We start from the raw sequence: 18,713 nt of genomic DNA, 5'->3' as shown, positions 1-18,713 counted from the left end.
CACCGCCAAAGTGATCAGGGTCATCACTCCCGGACCTCGGAACCAGCATCGGCATGCCGGACATAGGTCACGTAGAAGCCCTTGATCATCCGGTGTTCCTGCATGCGGTCACTCAGCGAGAAGCCGTTGGCCTTGCGCAGCGGCGGCTGGAAGATGTCCAGACCGCGATCAAGGACGATCTTCCAGCCTGTGTCGGCGGTGATGTCGCGGGCGTGAACGCTGCCCGTGGTGTCAAAGGCCCAGGTGAAGTCCACTCCCGTGCCGATGCAGGCCTCCGTTATCGAATCCAGAAGCTCGCGCTGTGTCTCGATGTTGCCGTCATCCGGGCCGGTCACCAGATGGATCGAGACCTGATCCTCCGGCGCCTTGCGCCGGATAACCATCTCGACAAGCTCCATCATGTTCTTGATCTGGTAGAAGATCCGGATGTAGGGGTCGGTCACGACGATGCGTCTGGCACCGTCGAGATAGGGTCCGAAGAGCTTGTCGTAGCCGATGCCCTTCCGGTTCTCGGCAAAGACGACATGGCCGTCCTGCGGCCGGGGCGCTGCCGCTCCGGACGGAGCGGCGGGCGCCGGGAGCGGCCGGGCGTCCGGCGTCCGGTCGGCGGTGTCGCCTGCTTCGTCCTCTCCGGCATCAGCCTGCTTGCCATGGCGGTAGAATTGCGGGAACTCCTCTTCCTCGACCGTTGTGACCGGGATCTTTCGTCCATCGCTCGCCGTGTAATGGAAGTCGACGGCCGGATAGGTGCTGTCGATGCGGAAGAGCTGATCCTTGACCCGCTTGCGGCTTTCCATGGCGATCCGCAGAAGCTCCTCGACCTCCTGTTCGGTTTCGCCGCCGTTGGGAAAAATGATCTTCAGCAGCCCCGACATCGTCTTGTAGATGGCGTCGCGGTCACGGGTGGACATCTTGCTGCTGACCGTGAAGAACCGGTCGGGCCGGTGCGAGAAATCCTGCGCGCGAAGGTGGCGCAGGATCTCGGCCAGGTAGTCGACGATGAAGCCGTAGCCGGAGGTGAACATCTCGCTGCGGATGACATCCACCTCCCAGCCCGGCAGATAGGCATGCAGGCGATCGATGAAGGCGGAGTCGTGGAACTGGGCGGGCAGCGCTTCGAACAGATCGCTGTTCTTCAGCATATAGGGAACATTGTGGTCGGTGTTGCCGACGAAGGCGAAACTCGCCTCCGCCCCCATCGGATTGACGCCGCGGGAGAAGCTCTTGTTGGCCATGTAGTTCTTCATGATGTCGACGAGCGCCTTGTTCGCCGTCTTTTCGCGGCCGGCGAATTCGTCAAAGGCCACGACATCCCAGTAGCCGACGAGGCCGATGCGCCCGTTGGAATTGTTCACGAACAGCTTCGGCACGGAGACCTCGCCGCCCGAGATCAACTGGCCGTGGGGCGAGAACTCGGAATAGATGTGCGACTTGCCCGTGCCCTTCGGGCCGAGCTCGATGATGTTGTAGTTGCGCTCGACAAAGGGAACCAGGCGCATCAGCTGCAGCAACTTGCTGCGGCGGCCGAACACGCCAGGCTCGAAGCCGATGCTCTGCATCAGGAGATCGATCCACTCTTCCGTGGTGAAGGCGTCGCGGGCGGCAAGATAGCTGTCGAAGTCAACCCGCGCGACCTGGATCGGCTTGATGCTTTCGAGTATCCAGGGCGAGATGCGGGCGTCGTCGCTGAACTCGTACTGGACATCGGCGATGCACCAGACACCGGTGACGAGCAGCTTGGGATGCGCCCTCACCGTGCCGCTGTCGACGGCGACCTTCTTGATGCCGAGGTTTTCGAACGTGGCCTCGTAGCTGTCCGTCTTCTCGTTCAGCGCAACGCTGACCTGATCGATGACCTTGTAGCGGCCCTGCTCCTTGATCGTCGACTGCACCAGCCGGGCTTCGCTGCGGTGGACATAGTGCTTGCGCAGGATTTCCTTGACCGTCTCGATGCCGGTGGCGATCGAGGCCTCGTCGTCGGTGGCGCAATATTGCCCGAGAAGATATTCGAGCACATAGGTCGGGACGATGGCGTTGCCCTTGACGGCCTTCACCAGGTCCTTTCGGACCACGTAGCCGGCGAAGTGTTCGTTGATCCTGGCGTCCAGTGTGGTCATGTGATCCTCAGAAATCCAAATCGATGCTGGTGTTGCGCTTCAGCTGGAAGGGATGGCTCGCGTAATCCTGATGGCGGCTCGTCTTGCCAATCCGTTCGCGCAACTTCAGATAGACCGTCTTGCCATTGTAGCCATCGGCGGCCCGGTTGAGCAGGAAGCTTCTTGGCATTTCCCGTTCGCGCGCATTCTCCGATGCGAAATCGAACTGCAGCTCGTGCTCGTCGGAAATCGCCGTCCCGTCCTCGGCATACAGGCCGGCAAGAAGCATCCTGCCCTGCATCTTCTCCGACACGGGCTCGGCCTGATAGAGCGAAACGGCAATCTGGCCCGACGTGATCAGGCTCTTTCCCGGAGCAATGATCTGGACGCTGACCTGGCTGATGTCGGCGGTGCGCTGCTTGCCCACGCGCAGGACGGGAATGACGACTTCCTGCAGCGACGCGCCGCCATGCACATAGCGGCTGCCCGATCCCTGGCGCCGGAGACGGTTGATGGAGTTCGGAATCAGCACCTCGACATCGCCGCTCATGCCCAGTTGGGCGGATGTGAATTTCTTCATGCCCGCGGTCGGCTTCAGGCCACGTCCGAGGACGAAACGTCGGTTGCGTGACAGGATTTCGTCGCCTTGGGGATCGGCGAGGGCAAAGTCACTCTCGTCCAGCGCCTGATGCTGATAGAGGAAGCCGTGGTCGGCGGTGATCAGGATATTGGTCACATTGGCCGAAGTGAGCTTGCGGACCAGCTTCACGAGATCGTCTATCGCATCCTCTACGGCGCGGCAGAGATTGCCTTCGGTCGCGACCTTGTCGCCGACAGCATCGATCTGGTTGTGATAGATGTAGATGATGTCATGATCGCGGAAGAGCTCCTTGCCTTCCGACACAGCCATGTTCATGGCCTCTTCCGCCCGCATAGCCTTGGCGCGGTCGCCGGCGCGTCCCGCGGCCAGAATTTTCTCCCGCGCCGGCAGGCCCTGGGTGCTCTCGCCACCTGATAGAATGCCGTCACTACCGTCCGTCTTGAACGACAGATCGCTGTTGGGAAGCAGTGAAGCCATGCCGAGCTGGGTGTAGCTCGGCAGCGATGCGATCATCGGCTTGAGATCGGCATCGAAGCGGTTCAGTTCGCGGATCTTGCGCAGGCATTCCTCGGCCACTTCATAGCGCAGCGCGTCGGAGATGATGACGACGACCTTCTGGTCCTTGCGGCGGAATTCGGATGCGTGCTCACGATAGAAGCTTCGCTGCGGCACATAGCCGGGTATCTTCCAATCTTCCAGCCGGTTGACCTGATCCTGCCAGGCATCGTTGACGGCGAGGACGAAGTTCGTCGTGTAGCGCTTTTCCACTGACTGGTAGAGCGGCCTGAGAAGACCTGCCTGGCCGCTCTTCTGCATGTGGTGGATGAATTTGCGATAGAGCTGGTCGAGCTTGTACCAGCTGGCGGCATAGCGCTTCACGCCTTCGCTGACGCTGTTCATGGTCAGATTGGCTTCCGCCAGCGCCTGCTGGAATTCGGTGGCAAAACCAATTGCCTGGTAGATGTCCTCATAGGTCTTGTACCAGTGGCTCTGGCGGCGCTCCCGCACCCATCGAAGCACATCGGCGGAATTGACCGTCTGGGTCGCCATCGCCTCGACCAGGGAACGGATGATCTGCCGGTCCATCGCATCGAAATGATCATGGGGCATCAGAAGGCGGAAATCGCGTTTCTGCAGATCATCCTCGATCTTCAAGAGCTCCTGGTACTGCTGCGACAGCGCCTCGAAGGCTCCGGCCCAATGCCTGTTGTTGGCCCAGCGCCGGAACATCAGCGACGCCTCGGCGTTCAGCCGGCCCTCATCGCCAAGGGCGCGGTGATAAGCGGAATCGAACAGAGCGATGGCGAAATCCTGGAAGTCCGGCTGATCGGCGGCATAGCCGAAACCGGCCTCCACTTCCTTCCAGAAGAAAGCCATCAGTCCGGATCGGGCGATCAGCCGCAGGCTTTCATCCTGGCCGTCCGCCAGCTCTCCGAGCAGCGCCTCGATCACCGTATCGAGATCACCATCGGCACCGGCACAGACCGCCAGCATCTTGCGCCGGACATCCTTTTCCGAGCGTGACGGCTTGTCCTGTTCGAAGGTCCGGAGCCGCTCCAGCCGTTTCTGTGAGCGATAGAAGTCCGGGTGCTCGCGCACCGCTGCCTCGTATTTTGCGGGGATGCCGAGTTCGGCCACCCAGATCGCCGTCTGGTCAGCCTTGAACACGGCGCTGGCTAGCTGGACATCAAGCAGCCAGTTGTCTGCGGCTGCCGGTTCAGCCCCTTCTTTATAAAGCAGGAATCGGGCTTTGGGTTCCTGCCGCAGCATGCGGTATTTCAGGCCGAACTCATTGTTGGCAATTTCGAGTTTCGCGACACCGGCGAGCTCGACCGCATCGAATTCGCCGCGCAGGTCACGGTCGGCATCATACCAGAAGACGATGCGGTGCCCCTGATCCTCGAACAGGCGTTTGAGGCCCGCCGTGATGCGGTCACTCATCCGCAGCCTCCAGCCCCTTGATCGGCTTGAGCGCATCGCCAAACAGCGGATAGTTGGCCTTCACACCGTCATCGAGATCGATCTCAAGCTGTTTCTGTGCGAGTGGGAACATCACCTCGCGCTCCCATTTGGTCAGCTCGTCGATTTGTATGATGATGCCCGTCACATCCTTCAGCGCCTTGGTTCGCTGGCTCTGGCTGGCGCTTGCATCGTCCGCCAGTTGTTCGAGTCGCGCCCGCTCGGTTTCGAGCTTGGTGATGAATTCGCGCAGATACTCGTTGAGCACCACCGACACCGTGTCAGGGCGATAACGGTGCATGTAGATCAGCGCGTTGAACGAGCCTTTGGGGCTTGAAAACATCCAGTAGATCGGGCGCTTCTTGTAGCGCCTGACATGGTCATTGTAGAAATCGCGGGTGAAATATTTGCGGACATCCTTGTCCAGAGCCTTCTCGATAAAGCGCAGATTTTCCTGCAGCTTCTCCGCCCCGAAGGTGGTGGAGAGGAAAAGGCGGAAACGCTCGGTGATGTCGTCGGGGAACCAGTCACCATCGAGCACAGGGATGACATTGTCCTCGTCCGGCATGAAGCTCGGTTGCGGCACGCGAGCGAGGTAATCCGCCAGCGTCTCGCCCTGGTTGGCGAGGATCAGGCCCGGCCCGTCGAGGCTGTAGCGGCCGAACATGCAGCCCACGGCGTAGGACAGAAACTCGGCCATCGTGTCGGCCCGCAGACGGGCTTCAAGCTCTTCTTGGTTGGCCTTGCCGCCATAGCGATGGGCGGGGTTGCAGATGAGGGTGATCTCCTCGACGGGTACCTCAGGGGTGAGTTCATCCTGCAGGCCATAGGCATCGATGAAGATGCGGTTGTTCTCTTCCTCCAGCCGCTGCATCTCGACCGTTATGCCCTGCCAATAGGTGCGGAGGGCGGCATAGCTGTCCTCCAGCGTCTCGGCCCGGCGGTCGGTTCGGAGCAGCGGGTGCGTGGAGAAATCCCAGGAGGTTTCGTAGGCGTCCCAGTCGGAGCGGGCAATATGAACTGCCCGTCGAATCTGCCTATTCCAGTCTCTTGCGCCGATCGCATCATTGGGCAGCGGCAACGGCGCAACATGACCTACCTCGGTCTTGTAACCTGTGGAAAATGAGCGAACGAAGAATTGGGATGCAGAACTGCCGAGGCAAGCCAGAAGATCCGCGGTGGTTGCCTCTTGAGTGGTCGTCAGAAAAGGGCTGACATCGTCGAAGGCGAACCCCTTATCCACGTGACGAGGATAGAAACGCCCATTGGATAAACGGTTCCAAGAAACACATTCTTGAAAATACTCTGAAGAATTCCTCAGAGAGCTATTCTCAACGCTTTTAATATCGCTCGCAGAGTTCGATAAATTTACCACGTATGAGTTGTTTCCATACCATTTTCTCGCATCCCCACCACGTTGAAGCGGAGCCCAGACCAACCTGTCGGAAGTGTCTTCCATAGAATGTATCGAGGTTGAAATATCGGCGCGACATACCTCTTGCCATTGACGATAAAACCGGTCGTTGTCGCCGCTCTGGATGCCAATCATCGGGCGCGCAACTTGAGAGACTTGTCGCCCCTCAAATGCTTCATAGACAGCCGAGTTGTGCCAATAAGCTACGGGAGCACCTGGGATCTTTAGGAAGTTATTTTGATCGCTTAGATAAATTTCACAGTCCCGCTCCAAAAATTTTCTTTGAATTTCTTCGGGCGTCCGAACAAGTGAATGCTGTTCATACAGTTTCAAATAACATCCTCGATGCTGCGGTTTGTCTTGAATCCGGCTGGCCACGAAAGCTACCGATCCAAAATCCGGACCGAACACTCCTCGTCCGAGGTGAAGGAACGAGGAGATTCTGTTTTGCAGCAAGAATGCAGTTCTAAACTTTGAATATGATCCCAAGAACAGCCAGCTTGGGAGATTTATCATTCCCCACGCCCCTTTCGGCTTCGTGAGTTTAGTGGCGCGATCCATGAAGCAGGTCATTGCGTCAAGTTTTGCGGCTTTGAAGTGCTTCTCGATCCAGCTCTTCAATACGGCATTCATTCCCGCGCTACCCATATACGGTGGGTTGGCCACCACCACGTGATACTTCGGCAACAGTGTCTCGGCCATGCGCAACACGGCCACCACGCGCGCCTGTACTTCTTTCAACAGCAGGTCGGAGCCGAGATCCCGCGCCTCCACCACCCGCAACGTCTCGGCCGGATCGCGCAACTTCGGCACGATCAGCGAGCCGAAGTTCTTGGCCTGCTCGAATTGCTGAAGCGACACGCGCAACTCATCCGTGAACATGTCGCGCCCCACCACGGCGGCCACGTCCTGCATCTCGGCATCTGTAAAGGTCACGTTCTGCAACACACAGATGTCGGGCTTCGCCTCCATCCGCAGGAACCGCCGCCGCCCTAGCTTCGCCGCTGCTTTCATCGCCAACGCAAACGCCGCCAGCGCACCGGCGCGGTCATCGATCTCGATGCCGGTGAGGTTGTGGGTCAGGATTAGGCCGGGAATTTCCGTCGCCTCGTAGCCCTCTTCCTCGTAGATCGCATAGAGCAGGTCGAAGGCATAGGTCAGCATGTGCCCCGAGCCGCAAGCCGGATCGCAGATGCGGATATCTTCGGGCCTCCTGATCTTCAGAAAGTCCGTCTCGGCCTCTTCAGGCGCGATGTAGTAATCCATCCGCGCCGCCAGTTTCGACTGCGGACGGTTGAGCAGCCACAGCCGCCCAAGCGAGTTCTCGACCAGATAGCGGACGATCCAGTGCGGCGTGAACAGTTGCGTCGCTGCGGGGATGTTCTCGGCCGTGATCTTCTGGTTCTTCTTCAGCCCTGCGAAAACTTGATCCTTCTTTTCCGAAATGTAGAACTGGTAGAGCCAACCAATGATCTCGACATCCTGACAGGCCTCCTCGTTCATCACCTTGCGCAGTTGGGCAAGTATCGACGTCTGGCTAAGCAGATCCTCGGGCATCAGAAGTTCGGTGTAGTCGTCGATCTCCTCGAACATGAACGGCATCGGCCCGTGCCACTGGTTGCAGGCCTGAACCAGCAACAAGCGATAGGCCTCGGCCTGCGGATCGTTCGAAGGCGACCGACCGCTGAGCAGAGCGGCGATCTGCGGCGATGCGCCATCCGGAACACTGCCGCTCATCGCTTCCGACAGGATTTCCGGCCGGGTCTGGCCGTCGGCCGGCGAGACGACGCGCGGATTGGTGTAGCCGCAGGCATCCATGAAGCGCAGCGCCGTGAAGCGGTTGAACCAGGTATAGGCCACCTGCTCGATCACCTGTTTGCGATCGCTGGAGCGGATCGCATTCTCCAGCTCCCTGACGGCACTTGGGTGCTCACGCCTTGCTGCGGACGACGGATCGAGCACCAGATCGAGCTTGGCCGCGACCTGACTGATCAGCAGATTGCGCGCAGACTGCGCGAATTTCCTGAGGGCACCGGTGTCCATCAGATCAACACTTTCTTGCCGCTGCCGATCGTCGTCAGCAGGGCCTTTTTCATTTCATCGAGATACTGGTCCACGTCGTTCTCGTTCTCCAGATAGGTCTTCGAGAACGGGATGTAGAGTTCGCGCGCATTGGCGAATTCCGGCGGGCGCGGACGGGGTGCCGCACCGCGTTCTCCCATGCCATCCAGTGTTCTTGGTGGAACCGGTTGCGCCGGGGGCGAGCTCAGCGAAACGACCTCTCGCATGATCGCCGACAAGGAGTTGGTCCGAACCCCATTGGCCCGATCACGCAGGACCGCAATGATGGTCTGACTGTCCAGCCGATCCTTGTGCGCCTCGATGCTGCGCCGGATCTGCGCCTGCTGGTCCGAGGTCAGGGCCTGGAACTCACTGGTGGTCGACACCTTGTCCGCCACCTCATCAATCGCCTTCACCACCTCCTTGCGCTCCGCCAGCACCTGCTGCTCGATGGTCTCCTTGAGCTGGTAGAAGCTGGTCTTCAGTTCCTGGATGGAACTGCCCTTATAGCAATCCGGATCGGCCAGGGCCTCGCGGATCTTCTGGCCGGCCTGCGGATCGATATAGGAGAGGTTGGCATCCTGGGTGGCGAGGAAGGCCCGCACCTCGTCATAGATCTTTCGTTGCGGCCCGCTCATGAAGCTGCGGATCTTGTCGAGGATATCCTCCTTGGCATCGATCAGCGCATCCTGTTGCTCGACCGGCTCGGTGATGAACCAGACCGGTTGCTGATCACGCATGTCCGACATCCGCTGCCGCAGCGGCTCAAGCGCTGCCAGGAACGGATATTCAGAGGTCTGCCGTGCAAATGTTTCGAGGTCGGCAAGCAGGGTGCGAACGGCGGCAAGCCATTCGGCCCCCAGCGCCCGTGCATCATTGCTTTCGGCCGGCACGCCAAACAGATCGTTGAACACCTGTCGTGAGGCGCGGACCTGGGCTGCGGAAAACTCGATCTGCGGAGACAACAGGATATTGGCAAGGGCATTGCTGTTGTTCAAGGCCTGGGCCAGGCGCTTTTCCTCTAGCAGATCGCCATCGAGCCGGGCCTCAAGCTTGCCACGCGTGACCAGGCTTCCTGTCAGGCAGAGGATGGCGAGGGCCGGCCAGCCATAGGGTTTGGAGCCAAAGCGCTCGGTGAGCTGTTTCGCCGTCGTTCTGCTGCCGAGGCCACGCTGGGATTGCGCGAAATTCAGTACTTCATGTTCCGGCTCGGTCAAGCCACTGCCTTCGGCCCCGAACAGATCCCCATTCGGCTGACAGGCCCGCACCAGATCGGCCTCGTTGTAGGTGGACCGCAGCATCGGCAGATTGGTGTAGACCTTGTCAACAAGCTGCTGGAAACCCTTGGTCAGACGCTCCTGCGGGTCATCGCCGGCAATCTCCAGCTCGACACCGCGGACAAAGAGCTTGGCATCCCCGATCAGCTTGCGCAGGCGAACCGTGATGTCCTTGTGGCGTCGCGCGTTTTGCTGGCCTTTCTCGGCGATGATGCGATCGCGGCCTGGTTGCTCCGAACCGGTTCGAGCCTGCCGCGCGAACTTGTCGGTCTGTTTCCAGAGCCGCAGGTCCTGCATGAACCGGATGTCACGACCAAGGACCACGGCGAGTTCATCGCGGCCCATGCTGCGCATCCGAACGGCATCAGGCGTTTCGGAATCATCGTTGAACGGCGAAATCAGATTGATTGCCACTTCGTAGTCCCGCCCTTGGAGATGGTCGTCAAGCTTGCGTCCGAACGGATACTCGATGCCGGTCGACACGTGCTTGATTTTCCGGTGACGGAGGATTTCGTCGAAGGCCAGCTCCTCCATGACCTTGGTGAGCTCGGACGTGTCAACGGTTAGGCTCTTGATCTCGGCCTCGACATCCTTTTCCTCCAGCGTGAGGAACTCATAGACATCGCCATTGCGCTGGATCAGCGTCTCGCGCTCCAGCCGCGACAGCGCTTCCTCGATTCTGCGCCGCTGCTCGGTCTGATCGGCGTCAAACGCTGACAACAGAAGAATGGAGATGTTGCGAACGGTGGGTTTGAACTCCTTGACGTATTTGACCAGGAAAAGCGACTTAAGGACGCGTAGCGCGAATTCATCGCCGAGGTTCCGTTCGGCCAACTGGATCGACTGCTGGACCGATGATTTCAGAGCCGTGCGAATGCCCTCGAACATGAGATCGAAAGTGGCGATGCTGCCTATCTCGTTATCCGCAATTTTCTTCGCGACGTCCTGGAAGACGCCCAGCATCGAGCGCTCACCCACCGAACTGTGCTTGCCCTCGAACGCGTTGTGATCAGAAAGCCCCTGGATCGCGCGCTGAAACAGATCATATTGATAGTTTGGAAACGGATAGCTGGCGACGAACTGGTCTTTGCCGCTGAAGTTCTTGAAGCGGAATGAACCGTCGCCGAAATCGAAAAGGGTGCGGAGATTGTTTTCCTCGTGGGCATAGATGTTGCCCAACGTGATCTGGCCCTCATCGGTCTTGGCCAGCAACCGCTTCTGGATCACCTCGGCCACGTCCTGAGAATTGAGCGGCATCCGGTTTGCAAAACGGGCCTGGATTTTGGAGAAGTCATTTTCCTGCTGCTGGGTTCTATCGCCAATGACCGCGCCCATGTCCTGCTGGGCAGTGACAATGATCCAGGCCTGCCCCTTGCATTTGGTGTTGAGGCTTTCGGCGATGGTCTGCAGATTGGTCATCAGCTTGACGTTGTTGGCGATGAACTGGCCGACCTCGTCCACGAAGAAGTTCAACCGGAATTTCGGGCCTTGCGAATCGATCCAGGCTTTGACGGTGTTGGCGAAGTCCTCGATCGACACACGCGTGTCGTTGCGATACCTGGTCAGAACATCTGCGGCCACCTCTCCGCCGGTCGCTTCCGCAAAGGCGGTCGCTATGTTCTTCTCCTCAAACAGGACCTGTTCGCGTCCGCGCTCCCAGGGCTTTCCGGAGGTGCGTTCGAAGGCCTGCTTGAAGGCATCGAGCTGGCCGCGACTGTCGAGGTCGCGCTCGAACTGCGCGATATGCGGCTGCTTGCCGTAATAGCCGCACATCTCGTCGAAGACCTTTTGAAAGACGGAAAGCAGAGCATCCACATCCGTCTTGGAAATCACGTCGGCCTTCTGATCGATGTTGAAGAGGATCGATTTCGACGCGATCGACACCGCTTTGCGCAGCGCGCCGGCCAGCATCGGGTCGTCCCCAAGTTTGGTCTCGAAAATTTCGAGCGCGCGCTTGCCGTCGACTTCATCGTTCTCAAGCAGAAGAGCCAGCATTTTCAGCAGATGGGATTTCCCCGATCCGAAAAAGCCGGAGATCCAAACACCATTCGCGGTTTCGTAATTGTTGTAGGCATCAAGGAAGCGCTCAAGCCGCTGCCCGATCTCCTTGGTGATAACGTACTCGTCCAGCTCGACGAGCAAGCTCGACATGTCGTCGGCCTTGATAACGCCGTCGATCGAGCGGTCCACAGGCTTGGCAAAGATTTCGCGTAGCTTGGTGCCCATGGGTCAGACCTCGTAGTTCATGATGTTGAAGGCGCGGTAGTATCGATCTTCCTGCCGTTGGCCGAAGAGCTCCAGCGAAGCCCCCGTGGCCAGCGCGTGCGTATAGGTGCCCGGAAAGAAGAGGACCGTAGGGCGATCCTTTGCCGTGCTTTGCAGATTGTTCAAGACATTGTGGGAACGGATGAAGGGATAGACCTCGCCCACCCCGGACAGGAAGATGACGTCATGGGGCGTGGAACCGATCGCTTCGCCGATCTTCGGGATCAGATGGCTCTCGGGGTCGAGAATGCCCTGCAGCAGTTCCCGGATCTGCGCCTTGTCGGTGTCGGCCTCCCGTTCGATCAGCTGATCGAGAATGCCGCGCTCGCGCAGGATGTCGAGAGCCAGATCATAGAGGCTGAGGTCGAGCACGCGGATCCCGGCATGCGCCAGACGCGTGACCAGATCGCTCCGGTCATCGTTCATCACCAAGCCGTCCTCGGGCGGAAACGGACAGATGAAGAAAGGCACCTCGTTGCCGAGGCCCGCCTTGTTCAGGAACCGGGCGCTGGCAACCACCCTGAACAGGTGTTCGACGCGCTCGCGGCGGCTCATGACGTGATTCATCCGGTGTCCCCTCCCGGAAAGACTTCTAGCCCGTCCGGATCGCCTTCCACAATCAATGATTTAAGTCGCGGCGACAAATATACGGTTTGGATACGCCCGTCAGCGCTTAACAACCCGGCTTCGCGCATCATCCGGTACAGCACCTGACCGAGTTTCCGCCGCGTAGACGGGCTTATCGCAGCCAGGCCTTCGTCCCATTCCGCCTTGGCCGCGAACTGGACCTCGAAAGCTTGCTGCCCCAGGTCAAGCCGCCACGACAGGTATCTTTCGCCAAGCACCTCGACGGCGAATTCGCGAACGAACCGGTAGGCCCTGCAGGCGGCGACCCAGAGCAGCGCGTGCTGTTCCTGGCGGTCGGCCAGGTCGGTCAGGAATTCCCGCTCGGCGGCCGACAGGCAGGCGATCCGATTGCGGATCTCGCGAAGCGTTCTCCGGTTCGAGGCGGCCTTTGGCAGCGACGCCAGACCGTCCTGCATGGCGCGGGCGAGCGTCAGGTCCCAGGCCTCGCCCTCGCGATGGAGGCGGGCAAGCTCGACGCTCTCGTTGATGAGAAGCCCGCCCGTGGAGAACGACATCAGATATCCGGGGTTCCGGGCAACACTCACCATTCGGCCCGCCGCAGGTTCAATCGACTTCGCACTGACATGGCATCCCATTTCAAACTGGTCCAGACGCTGGATACGCCCGACGGGTTTTCAATCACACAGTCGCCGGGAGCAACAGGTTTTTGAAGATGGATTGCACGTTGTCGAGCCAACAGGATTCACAGTCAGGCGAGATCCCGGCCACAGCCAGTTTGCCGCCAGCCACACCAAAGCATACATCCGACGAAGCATGAAAACATCGAGCTCGTATCAGCTTCGAGAAACATCGGACGCATTCATCCAATGACGTGGCGCTCCACAAACAGGCCTCTCCAATTATTCTAATCTCTCTTTATATATCGGTATAATCGGCGCTCCAGCCATCACATCTGACAGCAATGAGCCAGAACGCGAAATGTGAATACATTCAATGCATTTACCTCTAATTTCGCAAATCCAAATTATATCAATTTGAGATAATCTATGCGAAAACTGATTTATACTTGACATAAATTTGTCATCCGCATTAGATTAGTAATATTTAACGCAATCATAGAGGCAACGATGGCCTTACATTCCAACACTGTATACGCGATTCTGAAGGATTTGCTTTCCCAGATCACGAACAGGCCACGACCGGACATCACCGCCGAAATGTCTTTGAGAGACCGCCCCCCGGACGGATTGGGTTTCACTGATCCCGGTCTTCGACAACTGTCGCACCGAATAAACCCTCATTTCGCCGGGCTCGGTCACCCATTGTCTCCTCCGCTGGTTCCCTCCGATACCCAAGGCGCCACCAAGGTGAAGGATCTGTACGTGTTGATAGCATCACGGACCAAATGAAAGATCAGTTGCGATGAAAAATGCCCTTTCAATCACCTGCGCCGCATTGCTCCTTGGTGGACTTGTCGAATCCCGGGCCGAACTGAAGTGTTCCGCCAAGTTCGACATCAACTCGAATGGAACCGTGGAGATCGGAAAAGAAATCGACATCTGCATTCTGCACCAGACGTCATCGGTTCATCGGACGTTCGACCGCAATCTGAATGGAGTGATCGATGGAAACGAACTCGCCGATTTGGAGGCAGGGGTTCGAAAATCCGCTGATTTTGTCACGCTGTCTGTTGATACGGCGGATGAGCTGGGCTCAAGAAGGGGTATCAAGCCACAGGCAGCGGCGAAACCGGAGCCCCCGAGCAAGGATCGCTTCAATACCAAGAGCGGCATTCTGCTGCGGAACGCGTATCAGGCGCCAAGTGTCATACTGGCGCCGACAGAAAACCTTGCAAAGGTCGCCGGCGCCAGCTTCACATTCAGCCATGACAGACTGACCGACAATTACACAGCGTCCGGTACCGGCGCATTGATGGTGTACGGGCACTGGGATCTGAACGGCCTGTCCGGATTCAACTCTGAACAGCCCCCTGGCGCAGGCAACTTTCTGACCGGCGCGGCGGCACATGTGGGCATAGAGTTCGACAGGAAGGTCAACCGCTCCAATCCGAGCCGCGACATCAATTCGCTCGTTTTCAAAGCCGGTGGCGAGGCTGAATTCGGCGGACCGTACTGGAGCCACTACATCAGGGCTGATCTGTTCGACTCAAGTGATTTTGAACTGAATTCACATGTCATCGGCGGGTCGCTGGAATATGAGCCCGTCAGTCTGGATCTTGGCATCGGCGTGGCGCGTCAGATCGGCGGCCTTCCTTTGTATTATCGTTGGCGCCCGGTCGCGCATATCGAGTATCAGCATGTCGCGGATACCGGCGGGTCGGCCGTGCTGGAGAGCCAGCCGGATATTGCATTTGGCGGCCCGGTCATTACCGGCGAACTGTATCTTGGCGGAGCACTGGAGAGACTGTTTTTCAATGCAACCTATTGGCAAATGTTCGACCTGGGCGGCGACATTCCCGATTTTCACTATTTTGAAGTTGGGGCAAACTGGGGACTGGATGAAAAGGGGCATCTGGCACTAACGGCAAAATATCGCACCGGGAACCTGCCAAAGACCCGCCAAAGCGTGGATGATATTACCATCGGGCTGACGGCAAAATTCTAGATCCGTCTCGACCTGTTTCGGCTTGGCGTCGCCGCTCTCGACACTTGAATTCAAGGGCTTTGCCTGCCGCCACGCTCGGCGACCACCGCACGGACGCTCAAGTGCCGTGTTCGCGTTGGAAATCGAAGCGGCCGCAGCCATAGGCGGCGTCGGCGCCGATGTGGCAGCGCTGGCCGAAGGCGAAGATGCGGCCGGCCAGATGCAGGTCGGGCTCGGAACCATCGATCGCGAGACGGCCGATCGTTCCCGCCATGCGGATCTCCCGGTTCTGCTTCCGCGACCGCCTCTTCCAGCGCAGGCCGACTGCGTCGAGCCAGAAGAAGTCGAGCCGGTGGCTGAGATCGACCAGCGCCGCGCGGTCGAGGCTGAGCTCGAGATCGTGCCAGCGCGCCAGGCCGGCAATCCGGGCCGCCGCCGTGGTCAGCAGGCTGCGCGGATGCTCGATAACATCGATCGAGGTCAGCAGCACGGGCGAGAGAAAATCGAGCACCGGAGCGGATGGCGGCGAGAGCGCCAGTCCCGGCCGGGCCAGGATGGTGCGGGCGATCACATGCGGCCTTGGAAAGAACTGGCCCGACGATCCGGCATAGTCGAGCCGTGCCGTCAGCGCCTTGCCCATCGCCTCGGCGGCGGCCCCTGCATAATCGGTGGCAAATCCGAAAAGCCGCAAGGTGACCAGAAGATCGGCGCCCTCGGCATCGACCTCGATCACCCATGGTCCCGGAAATTCCAGCCCGGGGTCCATGCGCCCCTGCTTCTGGAAGATCACGCCGAACGCGCAGGGCGGCTCCCAGGGGCATGGTTGGCCCGCCAGCGCCTCGGGAGATGCCCCATCCATCAGTTCCGCGCCGAAGGCGCCCCGGACGCGTCCGGGAAAGCCGGGATCTCCGATCGCCGCGCTTGAGCCGGCAATCGTCCAGATGATGTCGGTCTCGAACCATGCCTCCGCCAGCCCGTCCAGATCGACGATTGCGGCCGGAGCCATAAGCCTCCGTCGCGCGGCGCCGCCGGTTCCGTCCGGCCCGGCGATATCGGACTCAACAGCACTCATAGAAGAAAATAGTCCTCGGCCGGAGAGATGGGAGCGCCGCCGGCGCTCTTCGAATTCTTGCGGCCATCCTCGGGCAGCACATACATGCGCAGACTGTCGCCGGGGTCGCGCAGCAGGTCAAGCCTCGAGAACAGCGCATCGGCGGCGGCCTGCGTCAGCCTCAGCTCGAAGACCGAGTACTGCACCCGGACGCCGAGCTTTTCGAGCATGCCGGAGACCCGGTTTCTCAGGCTGTCCCGGCTGATGTCGTAGCTGATGACGATCAACTGCCTGTGCCCCGCCATGGGCGCCTCAGTAATTCATCAGATGGGGCAGGAAAGACCGGCCCGATTCAACATGGGCGGCAAAATCCTGCGCCTGCTCGAGCATCAGCCGGCGCCAGGTCATCCGCCGGCCACCGCGCGGCGAGGACACAAGCCGGGCCGCCCTCTCCTCATAGGCCCCGATCAGCGCCGCGTAACCCGAATTGTGGATTCGCGCGCCGCCCTCGTGGCTCTGGAAGTGCTCGGGGCGCAGCGCCCTGGTGTTGAAGGCCTCCAGCACCACGCTCTCGACCAGCGCCGCGCGAAAGATCTCCATGAAATCGAAGACCAGCGCGTCGCGGCCGTCGTCGATGCCGTGCAGCACACCGAAGCCCGGATGCAGACCGGCCGTCAGCAGCACGCAGCGCGTGTCGCGGCCGAGCAGATGCGCCGCGATATTGAGCGCGATATTGACAGCGTCCGGCGCGGGTTTTCGCCTCCGCGCCGGCAGGGTCCAGCCGTGCATCAGCAGCGCCGCCCAGCCACGCCAGAATTTCGCCGTCGCCTCGCCCTCGAAGCCCATCAGGCTGGCGGTGTCCGGGGCATGGGCGACAGCCCTGAGCGGCCGGGCGAATTGGCTGCAGATCTGATCGACCTGGTCGAACCCGCGGCGCTGGTTGAGCCGCCGCAACAGCGCCCGCTGGTTCTTGAGCCGTGCAGTCACGAACAGGCGCGCCAGCTCGAGCCGGAGCGACGGGTCGAGCACATGCCGCGCCTGCGCCAGATGTCGCCTTGCCCGCGGCGGCAGCGGAGCCGCCAGTGTCCCCAGGGTTTCCCCGTGCCCGTTGACGAAAGCCATCTCGACACCGAACGACAGGGCGTTGCGCATCGCCTCGGTGCTGACATCGGCATCCGGGCCCACCTCGATCCGGTCGATGCGAGTGGGATGAATGGCCGCGACCAGCCGTTCCGTGCCGCTACCGCGACGCTTTCCGGTTGGCTCGTCGCCGGGCGACCGGTCACGCACGGCAAAAGCCAGGTTCTTCAACCCCAGTTCGCGGCCCGGTGTCTGCAGATACAGCGTCCGCACACCGCGATCGTAGCCGGCGGCGGCCAGCGCCGCATCTCCCGCCTCCTGCCGCTTCTGCCCCTCTTCTTCCTTCCGGTCCCGCTCGGCGATCTCGCGCAACAGTCTGTCGGGACCGTATGCGGCGAGATCCGGCGTGTCACGGATCACCATGCTGCGCACGAAGACCGCGCCCAGATATCTGACGCTGTCGTCGAAGCCGCGCACCGCCGTCTTGCGCGGGTTGAGCCGCAGGCCGAAGCCGGCCAGCAGATCCGCGACCTTGGCCAGCGCCTTCTCCGCGTCCACCGCGCGCCTGGCCAGCACCACGAAGTCATCGGCGAACCTCACCATCCGCAGCGGCGTCTTCAACAGGGCCTCGTCGAGATCGTCGAGAAACAGGTTCGCCAGCAGCGGCGACAGCGGCGAGCCCTGGGCAAGGCCCTTGCCGAACTCGCCGCCGGTCTCAAGCCACAACGAAATGAGTTCCGTCAGCGGGCTTTCCGACACGGAACGGTAGAGGCGCTCCAGCAGCAGGTCATGGGAGACATTGTCGAAATAGGCCTCTATGTCGGCGTCCAGCGTGTAGCGCCAGCCCTCGTCGCGCAGCGTCTGCACCCGCAGCAGCGCCTGCTTGACCGACCGCCCCGGCCGGTAGCCGAAGCTCACATCCTCGAATTCCGCCTCGAACAGCGGCGTCAGCACCTGCGCGGCGGAGCTTTGCGCCACCCGGTCGCGCACGCAGGGGATCATCAAGGTGCGGACGCCGCCCGCGGGCTTGGGGATGTCGACCCGACGCAGCGGCCCCGGCCGGTAGCTGCCCGCATGCAGGTCGCACCCGAGCTCGGCCAGCCTTTGGTCCGAGCCGATGCCGAAATGCTCGCATGTCACCCGGTCGCCGCCCGAGGCGCCGCCATTCTCGCGCACCTCCTCCCAGCCCGCCGCAAGCCCGGCCGGGGACGCCAGCCGCTGGAACAGCAGGCTCCCGTCATGCGGCGCCGCCGGCGCCGGGTTGATCCTGCGAACCATGCACCCCTCCGCCCGAAAATTGCGGTTTTACGCTGGAATCGGTGTTTTTATATTTTCATTCAACAGTATATGATCACAGCATCTGCAATATGTTCACTTTCTGTCTGTCCGTACAGATGTATTTTTACTCTATGCTGGAAAGCGCGCAGAAAACCCCGATCTTGACAGGCGGTTGCGGAGGGGTAGGCTGACCGAGCAGTGACCACGTTGAGTGGATAGAGACCTTCGAGGAACATCTGGGTGATTAGATGCAATTGGCTGACCGGGCAGTGACCACGTTGAGGATAGAGACGCCTCGTCGGCAAGTGTCCCGATGATCGCGCCGCTGACCGCGCAGTGACCACGTTGAGTGGATAGAGACGCGAGCTTCTCCGGCAAGACCAACGTGGTCTGCTGACAGGGCAGTGACCACGTTGAGTGGATAGAGACATCACATTGT

At 60.2% G+C, this 18,713-nt stretch carries 10 protein-coding genes; 1 reads left to right on the top strand and 9 read right to left on the bottom strand.

Annotation, left to right across the window (positions count from 1 at the left end):
- Nucleotides 1-23: 23 nt before the first annotated feature.
- Genes brxL through DFR52_RS02480 form a run of 6 tightly spaced genes read right to left on the bottom strand, consistent with a single transcriptional unit; the run spans nucleotide 24 to nucleotide 12,815 of the window.
- Nucleotides 24-2,117 (bottom strand): BREX system Lon protease-like protein BrxL, encoded by a 2,094-nt coding sequence (gene brxL / locus DFR52_RS02505; protein ID WP_110030329.1) that lies wholly within the window; start codon nucleotides 2,115-2,117, stop codon nucleotides 24-26.
- 7 nt (nucleotides 2,118-2,124) lie between these two features.
- Complete coding sequence (gene pglZ / locus DFR52_RS02500; protein ID WP_110030328.1) at nucleotides 2,125-4,638, bottom strand: BREX-1 system phosphatase PglZ type A; 2,514 nt, start codon at nucleotides 4,636-4,638, stop codon at nucleotides 2,125-2,127.
- A complete protein-coding gene (pglX, locus tag DFR52_RS02495) occupies nucleotides 4,631-8,113 on the bottom strand; it encodes a BREX-1 system adenine-specific DNA-methyltransferase PglX (protein WP_110030327.1) in 3,483 nt (1,160 codons plus the stop codon). The genes pglZ and pglX overlap by 8 nt, the downstream gene beginning before the upstream one ends.
- Nucleotides 8,113-11,634: a BREX system P-loop protein BrxC gene (gene brxC / locus DFR52_RS02490; protein WP_110030326.1), complete on the bottom strand. Its 3,522-nt coding sequence runs from the start codon at nucleotides 11,632-11,634 to the stop codon at nucleotides 8,113-8,115. The genes pglX and brxC overlap by 1 nt, the downstream gene beginning before the upstream one ends.
- Before the next feature lie 3 nt (nucleotides 11,635-11,637).
- The gene (locus tag DFR52_RS02485) at nucleotides 11,638-12,240 is read right to left on the bottom strand and encodes a DUF1788 domain-containing protein (RefSeq protein ID WP_110030325.1); all 603 of its coding nucleotides are present in this window, start codon (nucleotides 12,238-12,240) and stop codon (nucleotides 11,638-11,640) included.
- Nucleotides 12,237-12,815 (bottom strand): DUF1819 family protein, encoded by a 579-nt coding sequence (locus tag DFR52_RS02480; RefSeq protein WP_245415161.1) that lies wholly within the window; start codon nucleotides 12,813-12,815, stop codon nucleotides 12,237-12,239. The genes DFR52_RS02485 and DFR52_RS02480 overlap by 4 nt, the downstream gene beginning before the upstream one ends.
- Nucleotides 12,816-13,683: 868 nt before the next feature.
- Between DFR52_RS02480 and DFR52_RS02475 the strand changes: the two genes are divergently transcribed.
- Complete coding sequence (locus DFR52_RS02475; RefSeq protein WP_110030323.1) at nucleotides 13,684-14,886, top strand: TorF family putative porin; 1,203 nt, start codon at nucleotides 13,684-13,686, stop codon at nucleotides 14,884-14,886.
- Between the two features lie 97 nt (nucleotides 14,887-14,983).
- On the opposite strand, the gene cas6 is transcribed toward DFR52_RS02475, so the two are convergent.
- From cas6 to cas1, 3 genes are all read right to left on the bottom strand, one after another.
- Complete coding sequence (gene cas6, locus DFR52_RS02470; RefSeq protein ID WP_110030322.1) at nucleotides 14,984-15,871, bottom strand: CRISPR system precrRNA processing endoribonuclease RAMP protein Cas6; 888 nt, start codon at nucleotides 15,869-15,871, stop codon at nucleotides 14,984-14,986.
- 62 nt (nucleotides 15,872-15,933) lie between these two features.
- Nucleotides 15,934-16,221: a CRISPR-associated endonuclease Cas2 gene (gene cas2 / locus DFR52_RS02465; protein WP_110030321.1), complete on the bottom strand. Its 288-nt coding sequence runs from the start codon at nucleotides 16,219-16,221 to the stop codon at nucleotides 15,934-15,936.
- Nucleotides 16,222-16,228: 7 nt separating this feature from the next.
- Entirely contained in the window at nucleotides 16,229-18,274 is a 2,046-nt protein-coding gene (gene cas1, locus DFR52_RS02460) for a CRISPR-associated endonuclease Cas1 (RefSeq protein ID WP_110030320.1), read from the bottom strand.
- Nucleotides 18,275-18,713 lie beyond the last annotated feature (439 nt).

It is taken from the genome of Hoeflea marina (assembly GCF_003182275.1).
Lineage (GTDB): Bacteria > Pseudomonadota > Alphaproteobacteria > Rhizobiales > Rhizobiaceae > Hoeflea > Hoeflea marina.
This window is presented reverse-complemented; position numbering and strand designations above follow the sequence as displayed.